This is a genomic window from Mesorhizobium sp. 128a (assembly GCF_053848025.1).
Genome location: NZ_JBSPKY010000001.1, coordinates 514,917 through 530,257 on the forward strand (window position 1 = coordinate 514,917; position 15,341 = coordinate 530,257).

Sequence of the window (15,341 nt, forward strand, 5' to 3'; positions counted from 1 at the left end):
GTCCGCTCGTTAGGCGTGCAAAAACCGCGCCGACAGCAATTGGAACGGCAACGCGCCATAGGCGGCGACGTCAGCCTCATTGTCCCAGTTTCGGAATTGGCGCGACGGCCGGGCTTCGAGGACCAGCGCCTGGCCGGCGGTCTCCAGCTTCACCCGGCCGCGAAACCGCAGCACCTTTTCGCCGCCGGCGCGGCTGATCGCCATCGAGCGCAACCGCGCGATATGCCGGTCGCCGGCATTGATCTCCATCTCGATGCGTCGGCGAACCGGCGGAACGACGATCCGGACGGTGATGTCCAGCATCATCTCTCCAGCCCTGTCGGCATGCGGAAGAGCCTGCGAAAGCGCAAATGGCGGCGGCACCGGCCTTGCCTTGTACGGCATCGACCTGCCACGCCAGACAAGTTCGGGTGCCGGCTGCAGGCGGCCTTTCCTGCGTTTCAGGCGCAACTGCTTGGCCAAGCCGCGGGAAAGCCAGACCAGGCTGCCGAAATCGGTGCGCGGCTTGGCCTGCAGGACCGAAGACCAACGCGACAGGCCGGCGCGATCGGCCATCGCCACGGTTCTGGCGAGTTCGGCCGGCGGCACCGCGATGCCGATCTCCAGGCTGAGGTATGAGAGCGCCACCGCAGCGGCGACGGCCAGGCGGCGCCTGGCGACTACGTCGGCGAACACCTCCCAGTCGACTTCGCCCCCTTGAATGGCGACCGCACAGTCGACCAGCCAGTCGCTGTGGGTATGGGCATCGAGGCCGCCATGCCCGATGGCGAGCGCCATGCGGTCAGCAGGCGAGGGCACGAGCAGGTTCACACCATTGAATTCGGCTGCAAGCGCGCGCTGCCAGATCGCCAGATCGTCCTCGGTGCTTTGCTGCGACCCGTCATAAGCGAACTGGTGCAGGTCGATGTCGCCGAAACTGCCCTTGAAGAAGTTCATCGAGCGCAGCGACGCCAGTCTGGTGCGCAGATATTGCGGGCTGACGCCGGTGGCGATCTGCCAGTCGCGCTCGCTGAGCACGTCGAAGGCTGCAACCATGTCTTGCGGGCGCACCAATATGTCGATGTCGTGCGCCACCCGGCCGCGCTGCGCCGACGCGTCGACGGCGATGCGGCTGGCGCCCTTGATCAGCATGACGGCGCAGCCGGCATCGATCATCGCCTGCAAAGCCGGCTCGGCCTCGCGCATCGCCAGCCGCGATTTGGTCCACAGCATCTTTTGCAGACCGACCAGACGGGGGTGCGCCGGATGGGCGGCGAGCTTGCGGCCGAACCTGTCGGATATCGCCGCCAGCAGCCGGTGCTCACGAAAGGCAACCTGGTCGATGTCGTTCTCGTCGAGCCAGCGCGCGGCGCAGCGGCCGGCGGCCTCCTCGTCGGGCAGCAAGGCAGCCTTCAACAGCTGGTCGAGGCCGCCGGTCGGCCACGACCAGCCATAGTCGGGAAACCGGCGGCCGATGCGGCGGATCGTCGTGGCAGTCAATTCTCAACCGCCTTGTTTCGCGCCCGGCGCTGCATTGCCAGCCGGACGACTTCGAGATAGCCGCGGTCGCGCGAGTCGCGGCCATAGGACAGGCTGCCGGGCCTGATGCGGCGCAAGGCCAGCACGTCGTCCAGCATGTCGAGCACAAAGCCCGCTTCGCGCGTCCGGGCGATCCAGTCGATCATCTCGCCGCGTCCGCCCGGCGGATCGATGATCGGACCGACCGCCTCGGCCACCTCCCGGCGGATCATCATCGTCGTGCGCGACCAGCCCGGTACAGCGGCAGCCTCAGCCACATCGGGCCGGCTATCGCGGAAACTGCGCATATGGGTAAAGACACCCGCCGTCGCCGGAAATCGCTCGAAATGCGCAAGCTGTTTTTCGATCTTGGCCGGCAGCCACAGATCGTCGGCATCGACCGTCGCCACCAGCGGTGTCGACAGCGCCGATATGCCCTTGGTGGTGGCGCTGCCGGGGCCGGCATTGTCCTGGCGCAGCAGCGTCACCGGCATGTTCAGCGTGCCGATCACAGCGGCAAGATCGTCGCTCGAGCCGTCGTCGACGACGATTATGGCATTTGGCTTGACAGTCTGGGCAGCGACCGAGCGCAGGGTCTCGGCGATGGTGCCGGTCGCGTTGAACGCAGGGATGACGACGCCGTAGCTGGCCATTACGAGAACCGCCAATCAGCGAGTGGCCTCAGATCGAAGATGCCTTCGATCGGCCGCAGCGATGGGTCGGCCTCGCGGCGCTTCATCGATTTGAAGACGGCGCGCATGAATTCGCGGGATTGGACATCGGCTTCCCTTGTCATGTTGCCGGGATGGCGTCGGTAGTAAAGCGCGACCGTATCGGGCATGACATATCTAGGGCCGCTTTCGAAGATGCGCAGCAGGTAATCGGTGTCCTCGGCCTGCTTGAAATCCGTATCGAAGCCGCCGATCCGGTCGACAAGCCGGCGCCCGAAAAGGCCGGCAGACAAATGAATGCCGCGAACCGTGATGCTATGGCTGCCGGCTTCGGGCTCCAGCGTATCATCGTCTATGCCGTCGACCAGCATCATCAGCGAATAGGTCAGTTCAAGGCAGGGATCGTTCTCGAAACAGGCAAGATCCGCCTTGAAGCGGCCCGGCGGGGAAATGTCGTCCGAATCGAGGAACGACACCAGTGCGGTCTGCGGCAGCAATTGCCTGAGACCGGCGTTGCGCGCTCGCGTCACCCCTGCGTTTTCCTGCTGGAAAAGGCGAATGCAGGGTGCCTCCGCGATCAGCGAGCGCACCACCTCAGCCGAGCCATCGGTCGACCCGTCATCGATGACGATGATGTCGAGGTCGGCGGCATCGCGCTGTCTGAGCAGCGAGCGCAGCGCAGAGCCGACATAGCGCTCGCGGTTGTGGACCGGCATGATCACGCTCAGCTTCACGACAGGCCCCGAACCAGGAAATCGGCAATCGCGCCGGCAATCTCGCGCGGCTCGGTCCCCAGCGACAGCCGGTAGCACGGCAGATCGCGAGCGAGTTCGCTGAAAAAGCGAAAGCCCGCCTCCCGCTCGCCCGGCATTTGCACGATGCCGGACGGCGCCAGCGCAATCATGGCGTCCTTGCGCGCTATGGGCATGATCGAGCTTTTCGTACCTCCACTGATATGGGGCACCATCAACGCAATAATGTCCAGACTCGCAGGAATTCGCCGGGATGCAATCTCGTCAATGTGAAAGGCGTGCTTGCCTTGCCAGTTCAGGGGTTGGTACGATTTCAGCCTGCGGTCCAGTTGCAGCCGCCTGAATCCTTCCGGGTCCTGCTTGAGCGTGGCAAACAGCGGATACGCCGTCACGTCTTCGGTCCTGTCTATCAGCACATAGTCGTCGCCGACGCTGTCGAGCCCGTTGATAAGGCCGGCGACGACAGTTCCCGATTTGCCGGCACCACCGGAGCCGGCCAGCAGCACACCCTTGCCGCCGATACCGAGGGTGCCGGCATGGGTGAGCCGCATGCCGCGCGCCGCATATTCCCAATGCAGGAAGGCCCGCAGCGGCGCCCCTTGTTCCCATGGCGGGAAGGCGTCGGCCGACATCATCAGTTGCGCCCCGACATGGCGTTGCGGATCATGGAACTGCCAGAAGTCGAGGTCGTGATAATAGCTGCCGCGCAATCCGGCCTCGGCCAGCCGGTTGGCAAAGGCATGATGGTTGTACTCGCCGCGGCCCCAGCTCGCCGGGGCGGCAACGCCGGCTATGCCCGGATGGGCGACGAAAATGCGGCAATCGCCGGATGCAGATGAATTGTCCGGAGTCGGTATGAAGGCGCGGCCCATGGCGTCCGCCAGCGCGCCATGATAGAGATGGACGGTCAGATCCAGCCAGGGCAACCGAACCTTGGTGGTGACGGGATAGCATGCAGCGGCGTCTTCTGCCGCCGCCAGCACATGGCGGGCATAGTCCGGCAGGGTTTGCAGCGTGATCGAGGGCATGGCCTGATTGTTCCAGCGTCCGGCACCGCGCCGGGTCGCCCGGGAAATGTCTATGCCTGCTTCACCGCAGGCCAGCCGAGCGGTTCCTCGACCTCATGGATGGGATCGACGATGATAAGATCGGCAAGATCGTCATGGACGTCGACCTTGAGCGGCTCACTGGTGGCGGCGAGTTCGGCCGCGAGCTCGCTTGAGAGCGGCTGCTCCGCCGTTTCGGCAGGCGCGAGCAGCCCGAAGTCGACCAGTCGCGCAATGAAGCTGTCGAGGTCAGCAGAACCGATCGTCGCTGCGCCGCCGGCGCTCGCTCCGACCAGCGACTGGGCGGCGACTCCTGACGACAACGCCTGCCATACCCGGCTGCCGGAATCGGAAAAGCCGAAATATTTGCCGTTCGAAAGGTCGAGAACGACGGCCTCGCCATCGAACGATTCGAAAACGATTTCCTTGCTCGCCACCGCGTAGACCCGCTGCTGCATCGCTTCTTCCCCGCCGCAGCCGCCCGGAACAGGCCGCTCATGTTACACGATTTGCCGGGCTCCCCTGAAACTGCGTCTAACCAGTTGGTCTTTCTTTGGCAAGTCAAGGCCCAGCGAGGACGGCCAGGGTGGCGGCGTTGTCAGTTCGATCAGGCCTCGATTTCGAGCGCCGACAGCGGTTTCGAGCAGCAGGCAAGGATGAAGCCGTCCTCGATCTCATGGTCGAGGATGCCGCCATTGTGGCTCATCTCGACAGCGCCGGAGACCTTCTTCACCTTGCAGGTGCCGCACAGGCCGAACTCGCAGGCGGCTGGTATCCGCACGCCAGAGGCGCGCGCCGTCTGCAGCACGGTCTGGCCAGCGACGCAGGCGGCGTCGACCTCCGAAAGCGAGAAGCGGATCGGTGTCACGGCTTCGACAGGAACAGCGGTGCCGTCTTCAGCTGGTGAGGCAAACGGCGCTGGGACTTCCTCCACCGCAGGCGCGGCAAAACTCTCCTGATGATATTTCGTCATATCGAAGCCGGCGGCATCCAACATGCCGCGCACGGCGCGCATGAACGGATCGGGGCCGCAGCAAAAGATCTCGCGTTCGCGGAAATCGGGCGCCAGCAGCGGCAGCCGGATCGCGTCGATGCGGCCCATATGACCGTACCAGCCTTCACGGCTCGAGCGTTCCTCGATCATGAAGCCGAGCGACAGGCCGGGCATATGGCCGCCGAGCAGTTCGAGTTCCTTGCGGAAGATGATCTCTTCGGCACGCCGCGCGCAGTTGACGAAGCCCACATCCGTCCATGGCGCGCAATCGTTCAGCCAGCGCAGCATCGACATCATCGGCGTCACGCCGGAGCCGGCAGAAATGAACAGATATTTTGCCGCCGGGTGGCTGTGCAACGAAAAATCGCCGGCCGGTCCATAGGCCTTGACGTGCGAGCCGGGCACCAGATGGTCGAACATCCAGCGTGTGCCGATGCTGCCGGCCTGTGCCTTCACCGTCACCGCGATCGAAAACGGCCGCGACGGCGAGGATGACAGCGTGTAGGTGCGCATCAGCGGCCCGTCCGGTGTCGGCAGCTCCAGCGTCACGAACTGGCCCGGCTTGTAGCGGAACCAGGTCTGGTTGTCGGAGCGGAAGGTGAAGGTCTTGACGTCAGGCGCCTCGTCGCTGACGCCGATCACTTCCAGCACCTGCAGCTTGTCGTTCCACGGCGCCATCTGGTCGAGATGGCGATAGAGCCCAAGATCCGTCATCGCATTCATCCCTCAAGTCCTTTTGCTCTGCTCATGTCATGATCCCAAAACCGCGAAACACTTTTGGGCGACATGAGCTCACGCCACGCTGCGCAGCGCCGGCCGGCCGCCTTCGGCAAGACGGGGACCGATGAAGCCCGCGTACCATTCGACGAATTGGATCACGCCACCCTCGTGCAGCTCCGAATAGGGGCCCGGCTCATAGGCCGGCGACAGGATGCCGAAGGCGTTTTCCTCGACGATGCGGCGGTCCTGGTCGTTGGTCTCGGTCCAGACATGCGTGAGCTCTTCAAGGCTGTAATCGACGCCCTCGATCGCATCCTTGTGTACCAGCCACTTGGTTGTCACCGCGGTTTCGGTGGCGCTGATCGGCAGCACGCGGAAGGTCACGGCATGGTCGATCAGGATGTGGTTCCAGGTCGTCGGATAGTGGTAATGCATCAAGGTGCCGATGCGATCGGCGGCAACGGTGTCGGAAAGGTTCTTCGTCACCGCGCGCTTTCCCGTCATCGTATAGCTGACGGCATCGCGCAGCAGCGGCGCGCGGGTGGCGCGATATTGTCCGGCCGGATCGATGCGGAACTTGCTCGGCAGGCCCGCCGCCTCACATTTTGCCCAGTGCGCCACCATCTCCGGGTCGCTGTCTGCGCCCTGCACACCGGTCACGGTCGGCGCTTCCGGAAATGTCTTGCACAGTTCGGGATGGTTGCCGGCGCAGTGATAACACTCGCGGTTGTTTTCCCAGACCAGCTTCCAGTTGCCCTTCTCGATGATCGTGCTCTCGAAGGCGACCTTGGCTTCATTCAGCCGGTGCGGCTTGAGGTACGGTTCGATCATGGCCCGCATCGGCGCGAAGTCTGCGGGTTCTTTCGCCAGGCAAATGAAGACGTAACCGGCCACACTTTCGCAGGCGACCGGCTTCAGGCCGAACTGGCTCTTGTCGAAACCCTCGGCCATCTGGCGGGCAAACAGCAGTCGGCCATCCAGCTCGTAGGTCCACTGGTGATAGGGGCAGACGAGCTTCGCCGCCGTGCCTTTCTCAGTGTTGCAGACGCGGCTGCCGCGATGACGGCAGGAATTGTGAAAGGCGTTGATGTTGCCCTTCTGGTCGCGGACAAGCACCACCGGATAGTCGCCGATCTGCACGGTGATATAGCTGCCGGGCTTCGGCAGCTCGCAATCATGGCCGATGAACAGCCAGTCGCGATACCAGATCAGCTCCATGTCGAGCTTGAAGTAGTCCGGGTCGGTGTAGAAGGGCTGCTCGAGCGAATAACCTTGCTTACGGCTGTTCAAGAGCCTCTGCATGTCGTTGCGCGCATCCATAGTTCTGTCCTCATGGTTCAAGGACTGAACTTGGTGGTGATGGAGGAAGGATCGGCTGCAGGCCAGCGCGATGCCGGACATGCACTATCCACCTCTTGACCGCCCACCGCGATCAGTCGAGTTCAAGTATCTCGGGCTGGTTTCCGGGCTCTGGAGTTGTCCTGCGGACCATCGCGACACCTTCCCAGGCTTCTCGCCCAGTGGTCTCCCGTTGCGACTTGAACTCCACCACCGTTGCGGGGGCAGCGCCGGATTCTGACCGGCTTCCCAATTCTCCGCTCCGTCGTCACGAAGCGGCACCTGAGATGCGATCATCTAATCACGGCAGCGGTCGCGACATCGGCATGAAAGCGACATCGTCTCCATGCGGCGCGACACGCATCGCATGCGCATAGGCTGGCGACTGCGGGGCCGAAATCCTGATTTGGCGAGCGATCTTTGCTGTTTCGAATCGCCTCTTATCCGGCTCTTGGCCGGGTCAAAAAAGACCAACAGTATCGAAAAGTGACTATTAGCAATTTCTAAAATCGAACCGAACGGTTCGTTTCTGTTGACAATGCGTGCAGGACGGTGTGAACGCTGACGCCCTGACACACTCGGTGAGCCTGATGGCGCTGTTACGTAAGGCTTTGTATTATTTGCATAAAACGAGATGGTAGGCATGCTTACGAAAATTACAAGAGGTGAAGTCATGGCCCAGCCGGAACAACTTCGTGATTGGAAACCAGCCTCTGGCTTTCCCACATCGGGCCTGTCCGAACGACGCGAATTCTCCCACCACACGCCGCTAGACGGACAGACAAACTGGAGTGCTAAAAATGAAAAAGATCATCCTCACTGCCGCCGCCGTTTTGGCCGTCACCGGCAGCGCCTTCGCTAGTAGCGACAATTACGGTTCCAATGGAGCGAACCAGCCCACCGCAGCGGCTGACGGCTCGTATACGGCTTCCATTCAGAAGTCGGCGCCCGTTGATAAGCGGCCCGTCGTTCAGGGCAGCGACCGCAACCTCTTCGGCCATTAACAGCTGATCCCGATCCAAACAAAAAGAGTGGCGGCCCATCCGTCGCTGTTGGGATCTCCAAGAAATTCAGGAGTATTTGAAATGAAAAAGATTATCCTCGCTGCCGCCGCCGTTGTGGCCATTTCCGGCAGCGCTTTCGCCGCCAGTGACAACTATGGTTCGAACGGTGCCAACCAGCCTGCGGTTACGTCGACCGACAGTGGCCACACGGCTTCGGTTGCGAAGTCGGATTCGGCTGCTCAGGCCCCCGCACAGGGCGCCGACCGCAACCTCTTCGGCCGCTAACGGCCGATCGGGATCCGACCTCAGGGTTTTCCAACAACGATCCCGGTCGAACATCGAACAAATCGCAGAGCGGCGGGATAGCCGCTTTGCCGCATGATGAAACTCAGGAGACCTGAAATGAAGAAGATTGCTCTTGCTGCCGCTGCGCTTTTGGTTGCCGCCGGCAGTGCTTACGCCCGCAACGATAATGTCGGCTCCAGCGCCGTCGACAACCAGGCGACCGCCAACGTCGACAACACACGGACGTCGTCGGTTCCGAACACCGGTTCGCCGGTCTACAAGCTGTTGAACTCGTCGGGCGACGTACAGAAATCCGTGCCGCAAGGCAGCGACCGGGACCTCTTCGGCAACCGCTAACAGCCGAAGTTTCCAAAAAAAAGCGGCGGGCCTGGCCCGCCGCTTTTTTTCATGCCGATACGACGAGCCGACTCTCAGGCAGCCTTCACTTCCACCGGCTTGAGCGAGAACGAGTGTCCGTCGGCATCGAAGATGTGCAGGTCGCCGGCATCCGCAGTCAGCCGGAGCTTTGCACCGCGCTTGACCTCGACATTGCCGGGCAGCTTGGTCACCAGCGGCAGGTCGGCGCGGCCGATGTCGATATAGACCAGCTGGACCTCGCCGAGCTGCTCGACATAGTCCACCACGCCTTCGAAGAGATATTCCGTGCCGGTGGCGACCGACAGATCCTCCGGCCGCACGCCGAAGCTGACCGCCGCACCCTTGGCGGACGCCGGCGTTGCGATCGGCACTGTCGCCTTGCGGCCGCCGACATGGCTGACGACGGTCGGGTCGCCCGTCTTGTCGATGGTCGCCGGCAGGATGTTCATGGCCGGCGAGCCGATGAACTGGGCAACGAACAGATTGCCGGGCTTCTTGTAGAGGTCCATCGGCGTGCCGACCTGCTCGATATGGCCGTCCTTCAGCACCACGATGCGGTCGGCCAGCGTCATGGCTTCGACCTGGTCATGGGTGACGTAGATCATGGTCGTGTTGGGCATCGATTCCTTGAGCTTGGCGATTTCGATGCGGGTGGCGACGCGGAGCGCGGCGTCGAGGTTCGACAGCGGCTCGTCGAACAGGAACACCTTCGGGTTGCGCACGATGGCGCGGCCGATGGCGACGCGCTGGCGCTGGCCGCCCGACATCGCCTTGGGCAGACGGTCGAGATATTTGGTCAGTTGCAGGATTTCCGCTGCCTGCCGCACCCTTTTGTCGATCTCGGCCTTGCTTTCCTTGCCGATCTTCATCGAGAACGCCATGTTGTCGTAGACGGTCATGTGCGGATAGAGCGCGTAGGACTGGAACACCATGGCGATGCCGCGCTTCGAAGGCGGCACATCGTTCACGACCTCGCCGGCGATCTTCAGCTCGCCGGAGGTGATCTCCTCAAGCCCGGCGATGGACCTCAGCAAGGTCGACTTGCCGCAGCCCGAAGGGCCGACAAAGACGATGAACTCGCCCGACTTTATGTCGAGGTCGATGCCATGGAGAATGTGCAGATTGCCGTATGATTTCTTCACTTGTCTCAGCGTGACATCGGCCATGATTTCCTCCCAGTGATTTCCCTAGAGAACCCAGATTTCCTCAAGAAATTCCGCTTCGTCAAAACTCAGTCGATACGCCCGAACCAGGCGCCGTAGCCGCCGAGGCGGATGGAGCCTGTGCCGGATTGTCCCGAAAAACCGTGTCCGGCCAAGGGCTGCAGCGCCTGGCCGCCGAGATCGACCTCGGCCGGCCTGCTGCCCAGATTGAAGACGCAGACGATTTGCTCGTTGCCCTCGCGGCGGGTGAAGGCGACGGTGTCGCCCTCGCTTTCGATGAACTCGATGTCGCCTTTGGCCAGCGCCGGATGCTGGCGGCGGAAGCCGAGAAAGCGCCGGTAGTGCTCGAGCAGCGAGGCGGCGTCGCCCTGCTGCACGTTGACCGCTTGCGACAAATGCTTGCCCGGTACCGGCAGCCAGGGCTTGGCCGTCGAAAAGCCGGCATTGCTGGCGGCTGCATCCCACACCATCGGCGTGCGGCAGCCGTCGCGGCCCTTGAATTCGGGCCAGAAGCGGATGCCGTAGGGGTCCTGCAGATCCTCGAACCTGAGCTCGGCTTCGCCCAGCCCAAGCTCCTCGCCCTGATAGAGGCAGACCGAGCCGCGCAGCGACATCAGCAGCGCCGAGATCACCTTGAGATAGGCGGCCGGATCGGCCTCATCGGCGGCCCAGCGTGAGGCCGGACGCATCACGTCATGATTGGAGAAGGCCCAGCATGACCAGCCATCGCTGGCGACCTTGCCGAAGGCCTCCAGCACTTGACGCACCTTGGCGGCGCTGATCTTTTCCGGCGCCAGGAAATCGAAGGAATAGCACATGTGGACGCGCTTGCCGCCGGCCGTGTAGGCGGCGACCACTTCCAGCCCGCGCTGCGAATCGCCGACTTCGCCGACGGCCGCAGTCGCCGGATATTCGTCGAGCAGCGCCCGGAACCGTTCGAGGAAGGCAAGGTTCTCCGGCCGGCTCTTGTCGTAGATATGGTCCTGATAGTTGTAGGGGTTGACCGCAGGTGCGGTCTGGTCGTTACGCTCTTCCGGCGGCAGCGGCGGATTGTTCTCCAGCCCCTGGCTGTGGAAGTAGAAATTGATGGTGTCGAGGCGGAAGCCGTCGACGCCGCGCTCCAGCCAGAAGCGGGTGACGTCGAGCAGCGCGTCCTGGACTTCCAAATTGTGGAAGTTGAGGTCCGGCTGTTCGGACAGGAAATTGTGCAGATAATATTGCTGGCGGCTGGTGTCCCACTGCCAGGCCGAGCCGCCGAAGATCGACAGCCAGTTGTTGGGCGGCGTGCCGTCCGGCCTGGCATCCGCCCAGACATACCAGTCGGCCTTCGGGTTGCTGCGGCTGGCGCGGCTCTCCTTGAACCATGGATGGATGTCGGCAGTGTGCGACAGCACCTCGTCGATCATCACCTTGAGGCCCAGGTGATGGGCTTCCGCAACCAGCGCGTCGAAATCGGCGAGCGTTCCGAACATCGGGTCGACGTCGCAATAGTCCGAGACATCGTAGCCGAAATCCTTCATCGGCGACTTGAAGAAGGGCGAAATCCAGATGGCATCGACGCCCAGCGAAGCGATATAGGGCAGCCTGCGGATGATGCCCTTGAGATCGCCGATGCCGTCGCCGTTGGAGTCCTGATAGGAGCGCGGATAGATCTGGTAGATCACCGCGCCTCGCCACCAGTCGCGATCGACGGCGAGATCTGGCTTCGAGGTCGCCTTCAAAGCGGATTGCATTACTCTCAACCTCCTTTGACCGAGCCGGCAAGCAGCCCGCGTACGAAATAGCGCTGCAGCGAGAAGAACACGATCAGCGGCACGATGATGGTGACGAAGGCCGATGTCGTCAGGATTTCCCAGTCGCCGCCGCGCGAACCGAGCAGCGCATTGAGCTTGGCGGTCAGCACGATCTGATCGCCCTCGGTACCGAGGAAAACCATCGCCACCAACAAATCGTTCCACACCCACAGGAACTGGAAGATGGCGAAGGAGGCCAGCACCGGGAACGACAGCGGCAGCACGATCTTGACGAAGATCTCGAAGTCGCTGGCGCCGTCGATGCGCGCGGATTCCATGATCTCGCGCGGCAGGCCGGCAATGTAGCTGCGCAGGAGATAGATGGCGAAGGGCAGGCCGAAGCCGGTATGCGCCAGCCAGATGCCGAGATAGGTTTTCGACGGCACGCCGAAGAAAGTGCCGACGCCGTTGTAGAGTTTGAGCAACGGAATCAGCGACATCTGCAGCGGTACGACCAGCAGGCCGATGATGACGGCGATCAGCAGCGCGCGGCCGGGAAAGCGCATCCAGGCCAGCGCATAGGCGGCGAAGGCCGCGATCAGAATCGGGATGACGGTCGCCGGAATGGTGACGGTCAGCGAGTTCATGAAGGAGCGGCCGATGCCTTCGGAAAACAGCACCGTGTTGTAATTGTCGGTGGTGAATTTTGGCGGCGCCGACGAGGCATAATAGACGCGCTGGCCGCGATCGCCTTCGAAAGCCTTGGGCGAGCTCATGACGAACGTCCCGTCGGCATTGAGCTGCAAGGTCACGCCATCGCCGAGATCGGCGGCCGTGCCGGCCGGATATTGCGTCGGCGCAGCCGACTTGACGCCGAAGGCGCTGATGTTGCGGGCGGCAGCATCGCCGAAGATGTTGCCGGCAAGCACGAATTTGCCATCCTTCTCGACCTGCGCCGAGGCCGGCGGCAACCGGCCGGCTTCGGTCTGGGTGGAGCTGGAGAACGAGTTCCACCAGCCCGAGGCGATGATCTGGTCCTTGTCGCGCAGCGAGGAGACCAGGATGCCGAGCGTCGGGACGGTCCAGATGGCAACGAAGATGAGCACGGCGATGTGGACGCCGAAACGGCTGGCAAAGGATTTTCCGGTCGCAACGGCCATCTCAATGCCCTCCCGTCTCTTTGTTCGCCTGGCGGATGTTCCAGACCATGATCGGGATGACCGCGATCATGATGATGATGGCGATGGTGGCGCCGCGGCCGAAATCACCGCCGCCGCGGAACATCCAGTCGAACATCAGATTGGCCAGCACCTGGCTGTTCCATTGGCCGTTGGTCATGGTCAGCACGATGTCGAACACTTTCAGCACCAGGATGGTGATGGTCGTCCAGACCACGGCAATGGTGCCCCAGATCTGCGGCACCATGATTTTCCAGAAGATCTGGAACGGGTTGGCGCCGTCGATGACAGCAGCTTCGAGGGTCTCCTCGGGAATGCCGCGCAGCGCCGAGGACAGGATGACCATGGCAAAGCCGGTCTGGATCCAGATCAGGATGATCATCAGGAAGAAATTGTTCCAGAACGGCAGCGATATCCAGACCTGCGGCTGGCCGCCGAAATACTGGATGATGGCGTTGAGCAGGCCGATCTGCGTCTGGCCCTCGCCGCGATATTCGTAGATGAATTTCCAGATCACGCTGGCGCCGACGAAGGAGATCGCCAGCGGCAGGAAGATCAGGCTCTTGGCGATCGTGCCCCACCAGATCTTGTCGGTGAGCACGGCGATGATCAGCCCGAGGAAGGTGCACGCCGCTGGCACCACCGCCAGCCAGATGATGTTGTTGAGGATCGAGTTGCGGAACTCGCGGTCGCCGAACGCCCATTCATAGTTGGCGAGGCCGACGAAGTGCTGGCCGCCGCGATCGAGGAAGGACAGCCAGAGCGTCGCCACCACCGGGTAGATCAGATAGACGGTGAGGATGATCATTGCCGGGCCGACGAACAGCCAGGGACGAACCAGCCCTTGCCGGCGCAGATTGTCGATGGCCGCAGCCCCGGCGACGCCGCGCGACGGGAAAATCAGGTCGACCAGCTTGTTGGCGCCCCAGAAATAGGCGACGCAGCCGCCGACGCCGATGATGATGACAAAAATGGCCGAAAGAATCTGAGCCGCCATGGGTCCCTCTCCCTGCGCATGATCGGCCGGGCTTTGAACAGCCCTGGCGATGTGGCGATGCGCCGATTTAAGTTATTCGGAACGAACGAACGCAAATCGGTCCGGCGAACTGCGCCGGTCTGATCCGGGCCAACGGGGCCCGGATCCAGTCTGTGGAGGACGTCCTGAAAACGGCAGCCTGAGCGGCTGCCGATTTGCCGCTGATTACTTGATCGCGTCCCAGCTCTTCTGGATGTCGGTGGCGACATCCTGGGCCGACTTGCCGCCGACCAGGTCGATCATGCCGGTCCAGAAGGCGCCGGCGCCGATCTTGCCCGGCATCAGGTCCGAACCGTCGAAGCGGAAGGTGGAGGCATTGGCGAGGATTTCGCCCTGCTTCTTCAGCGCGTCGCTGGCATAGGCATCCTTGTTGACCGACTTGAGCGGCGTCACGAAGCCGCCCTGGGCCATCCAGATTTCATGCGCCAGCGGCATCTTCAGGAATTCGATGAACGCGCGGGCACCCTTGCTGTCTTTCGTGATCATGGCGAGCGTACCGGCGCCGAGAACGGGAGTGCCAAGGTCGGGCTTCGAGGCGTAGGGCGGGAAGTAGAAGAAGTCGGCGTCCTGCCCAACCTTGGTCCCTTCCGGGAAGAAGGTCGGGATGAACGAGGCCTGATGATGCAGGTAGCATTTCGGCGGCACCGAGAAGAGGCCCTTCGGGCTGTCGCGGAAGTCGGTCGCGGCAACCGCCTTGGCGCCGCCATCGACCATCTTGTCGTCGGTGGCGATCTTGCCGAAAATGTCAATGGCGTTGACCACCGCCGGATCGTTGAACGGAATCTCGTTCTTCACCCACTTGTCGTAGACGTCAGGCGTCTGCGTGCGCAGCATGATGTCCTCGACCCAGTCGGTCGCCGGCCAGCCGGTGGCGCCGCCCGAGCCGAGACCGATGCACCACGGCGTGCCGCCGTCGGCGATGATCTTCTTCTCGAGATCCGCAAGCTCTTCCTGGGTCTTGGGAACCTTGTAGCCGGCTTCCTCGAAATTGTCCGGCGAGTACCAAACCAGCGATTTCACGTCGGCCTTGTAGGGGAAGGCGAAGAAGCCCGGCTTGCCGTCCTTGTCCTTGAAAGTGCCGAGGTCGACCCATGACTGGCCGGCGCCGTAATTGTCCTTCACCCATTTGGCGGTGTCGTCGCCCAGCGGCGTCAGCAGGCCCTTGGAGGCCAGGTCCTGGATCAGGCCCGGCTGCGGCAGCACGGCGATGTTGGGCGGGCTGCCGGCCTGGGTGTCGATGACGATCTGCTGTTCGTAATTCTCCGACGAGGAGTATTTGATCTCGGCGCCGGTGGCTTCCTGGAAATATTCCAGAACCGTGCGGATGAGGCCCTCGTCCTCGCCGCGCCATGGCCCGAAGATGGTCAGCATCTCGCCCTTGAGATCGACCTTTTTCAGCTCTTCGTAGTTGGCCCAGTTGAAGCGCTTGTCTTCACCCGGCTTGAACTTCAGTTCGGCTTGCGCCGGCAGGGTCAGGGCGAGCGTTGCAAACGCGGCGCCAAGCAGAAGCATCTTCTTCATCGCATTCCTCCCAGTGGTCACATAT

The 15,341-nt window shown here is 62.6% G+C and carries 15 protein-coding genes and 1 riboswitch; of the genes, 3 read left to right on the forward strand and 12 right to left on the reverse strand.

Translation table 11 applies throughout. The annotated features are described in order from the left end of the window. Positions 1-9: 9 nt before the first annotated feature. The 7 genes from ACWTU9_RS02330 to ACWTU9_RS02360 all read right to left on the reverse strand — a co-directional run bounded on the left by ACWTU9_RS02330 (position 10) and on the right by ACWTU9_RS02360 (position 7,000). Entirely contained in the window at positions 10-1,479 is a 1,470-nt protein-coding gene (locus tag ACWTU9_RS02330; RefSeq protein WP_455856909.1) for a nucleotidyltransferase family protein, read from the reverse strand. Further along, entirely contained in the window at positions 1,476-2,150 is a 675-nt protein-coding gene (locus ACWTU9_RS02335) for a glycosyltransferase family 2 protein (protein WP_455856910.1), read from the reverse strand. Before ACWTU9_RS02335 ends, ACWTU9_RS02330 begins: the two co-directional genes overlap by 4 nt. Then, positions 2,150-2,902 (reverse strand): glycosyltransferase family 2 protein, encoded by a 753-nt coding sequence (locus tag ACWTU9_RS02340; RefSeq protein ID WP_455856911.1) that lies wholly within the window; start codon positions 2,900-2,902, stop codon positions 2,150-2,152. Before ACWTU9_RS02340 ends, ACWTU9_RS02335 begins: the two co-directional genes overlap by 1 nt. Then, the gene (locus tag ACWTU9_RS02345) at positions 2,899-3,948 is read right to left on the reverse strand and encodes a serine kinase (RefSeq protein ID WP_455856912.1); all 1,050 of its coding nucleotides are present in this window, start codon (positions 3,946-3,948) and stop codon (positions 2,899-2,901) included. The genes ACWTU9_RS02340 and ACWTU9_RS02345 overlap by 4 nt, the downstream gene beginning before the upstream one ends. Before the next feature lie 50 nt (positions 3,949-3,998). Next, complete coding sequence (locus ACWTU9_RS02350) at positions 3,999-4,424, reverse strand: PqqD family protein (protein WP_455856913.1); 426 nt, start codon at positions 4,422-4,424, stop codon at positions 3,999-4,001. Between the two features lie 149 nt (positions 4,425-4,573). After that, the gene (locus ACWTU9_RS02355) at positions 4,574-5,674 is read right to left on the reverse strand and encodes a 2Fe-2S iron-sulfur cluster-binding protein (protein WP_455856914.1); all 1,101 of its coding nucleotides are present in this window, start codon (positions 5,672-5,674) and stop codon (positions 4,574-4,576) included. A gap of 78 nt (positions 5,675-5,752) precedes the next feature. Beyond that, on the reverse strand, positions 5,753-7,000 hold the full coding sequence (locus ACWTU9_RS02360; protein ID WP_455856915.1) for an aromatic ring-hydroxylating oxygenase subunit alpha: 1,248 nt from the start codon (positions 6,998-7,000) through the stop codon (positions 5,753-5,755). A gap of 117 nt (positions 7,001-7,117) precedes the next feature. After that, a riboswitch (cobalamin riboswitch) is annotated at positions 7,118-7,319 on the reverse strand. Positions 7,320-7,818: 499 nt separating this feature from the next. Here ACWTU9_RS02360 and ACWTU9_RS02365 point away from each other — a divergent pair. From ACWTU9_RS02365 to ACWTU9_RS02375, 3 genes are all read left to right on the forward strand, one after another. Further along, entirely contained in the window at positions 7,819-8,022 is a 204-nt protein-coding gene (locus ACWTU9_RS02365) for a DUF680 domain-containing protein (protein WP_455856916.1), read from the forward strand. Between the two features lie 81 nt (positions 8,023-8,103). After that, positions 8,104-8,307 (forward strand): DUF680 domain-containing protein, encoded by a 204-nt coding sequence (locus tag ACWTU9_RS02370; protein WP_454587540.1) that lies wholly within the window; start codon positions 8,104-8,106, stop codon positions 8,305-8,307. Between the two features lie 117 nt (positions 8,308-8,424). Then, positions 8,425-8,664, forward strand: coding sequence for a DUF680 domain-containing protein (locus ACWTU9_RS02375; protein WP_455856917.1), 240 nt, complete (start codon positions 8,425-8,427; stop codon positions 8,662-8,664). A gap of 74 nt (positions 8,665-8,738) precedes the next feature. Here the strand turns inward: ACWTU9_RS02375 and ACWTU9_RS02380 are convergent, their stop codons facing one another. The 5 genes from ACWTU9_RS02380 to ACWTU9_RS02400 form a co-directional block, all read right to left on the reverse strand. Then, positions 8,739-9,851, reverse strand: a complete 1,113-nt coding sequence (locus ACWTU9_RS02380) for an ABC transporter ATP-binding protein (protein WP_455856918.1) — start codon at positions 9,849-9,851, stop codon at positions 8,739-8,741. 65 nt (positions 9,852-9,916) lie between these two features. Then, the gene (gene bglA / locus ACWTU9_RS02385; RefSeq protein WP_455856919.1) at positions 9,917-11,581 is read right to left on the reverse strand and encodes a beta-galactosidase BglA; all 1,665 of its coding nucleotides are present in this window, start codon (positions 11,579-11,581) and stop codon (positions 9,917-9,919) included. 5 nt (positions 11,582-11,586) lie between these two features. Then, the gene (locus ACWTU9_RS02390; RefSeq protein WP_352555766.1) at positions 11,587-12,741 is read right to left on the reverse strand and encodes a carbohydrate ABC transporter permease; all 1,155 of its coding nucleotides are present in this window, start codon (positions 12,739-12,741) and stop codon (positions 11,587-11,589) included. A 1-nt stretch (position 12,742) separates the two neighbouring features. Further along, positions 12,743-13,756 carry a carbohydrate ABC transporter permease gene (locus ACWTU9_RS02395; protein ID WP_454575933.1) on the reverse strand — a complete coding sequence of 338 codons (1,014 nt, stop codon included), beginning with the start codon at positions 13,754-13,756 and terminating at the stop codon, positions 12,743-12,745. Between the two features lie 204 nt (positions 13,757-13,960). Further along, entirely contained in the window at positions 13,961-15,316 is a 1,356-nt protein-coding gene (locus tag ACWTU9_RS02400) for an ABC transporter substrate-binding protein (RefSeq protein ID WP_455856920.1), read from the reverse strand. Positions 15,317-15,341: the final 25 nt, after the last annotated feature.

Coding starts and splice junctions, on each gene's coding strand:
- ACWTU9_RS02350 (WP_455856913.1), bottom strand. CDS start 4,424: ATGCAGCAGCGGGTCTACGCGGTGGCGAGCAAGGAAATCGTTTTCGAA.
- ACWTU9_RS02390 (WP_352555766.1), bottom strand. CDS start 12,741: ATGGCCGTTGCGACCGGAAAATCCTTTGCCAGCCGTTTCGGCGTCCAC.
- bglA (WP_455856919.1), bottom strand. CDS start 11,581: ATGCAATCCGCTTTGAAGGCGACCTCGAAGCCAGATCTCGCCGTCGAT.
- ACWTU9_RS02370 (WP_454587540.1), top strand. CDS start 8,104: ATGAAAAAGATTATCCTCGCTGCCGCCGCCGTTGTGGCCATTTCCGGC.
- ACWTU9_RS02395 (WP_454575933.1), bottom strand. CDS start 13,756: ATGGCGGCTCAGATTCTTTCGGCCATTTTTGTCATCATCATCGGCGTC.
- ACWTU9_RS02365 (WP_455856916.1), top strand. CDS start 7,819: ATGAAAAAGATCATCCTCACTGCCGCCGCCGTTTTGGCCGTCACCGGC.
- ACWTU9_RS02400 (WP_455856920.1), bottom strand. CDS start 15,316: ATGAAGAAGATGCTTCTGCTTGGCGCCGCGTTTGCAACGCTCGCCCTG.
- ACWTU9_RS02380 (WP_455856918.1), bottom strand. CDS start 9,851: ATGGCCGATGTCACGCTGAGACAAGTGAAGAAATCATACGGCAATCTG.
- ACWTU9_RS02335 (WP_455856910.1), bottom strand. CDS start 2,150: ATGGCCAGCTACGGCGTCGTCATCCCTGCGTTCAACGCGACCGGCACC.
- ACWTU9_RS02345 (WP_455856912.1), bottom strand. CDS start 3,948: ATGCCCTCGATCACGCTGCAAACCCTGCCGGACTATGCCCGCCATGTG.
- ACWTU9_RS02375 (WP_455856917.1), top strand. CDS start 8,425: ATGAAGAAGATTGCTCTTGCTGCCGCTGCGCTTTTGGTTGCCGCCGGC.
- ACWTU9_RS02355 (WP_455856914.1), bottom strand. CDS start 5,674: ATGACGGATCTTGGGCTCTATCGCCATCTCGACCAGATGGCGCCGTGG.
- ACWTU9_RS02360 (WP_455856915.1), bottom strand. CDS start 7,000: ATGGATGCGCGCAACGACATGCAGAGGCTCTTGAACAGCCGTAAGCAA.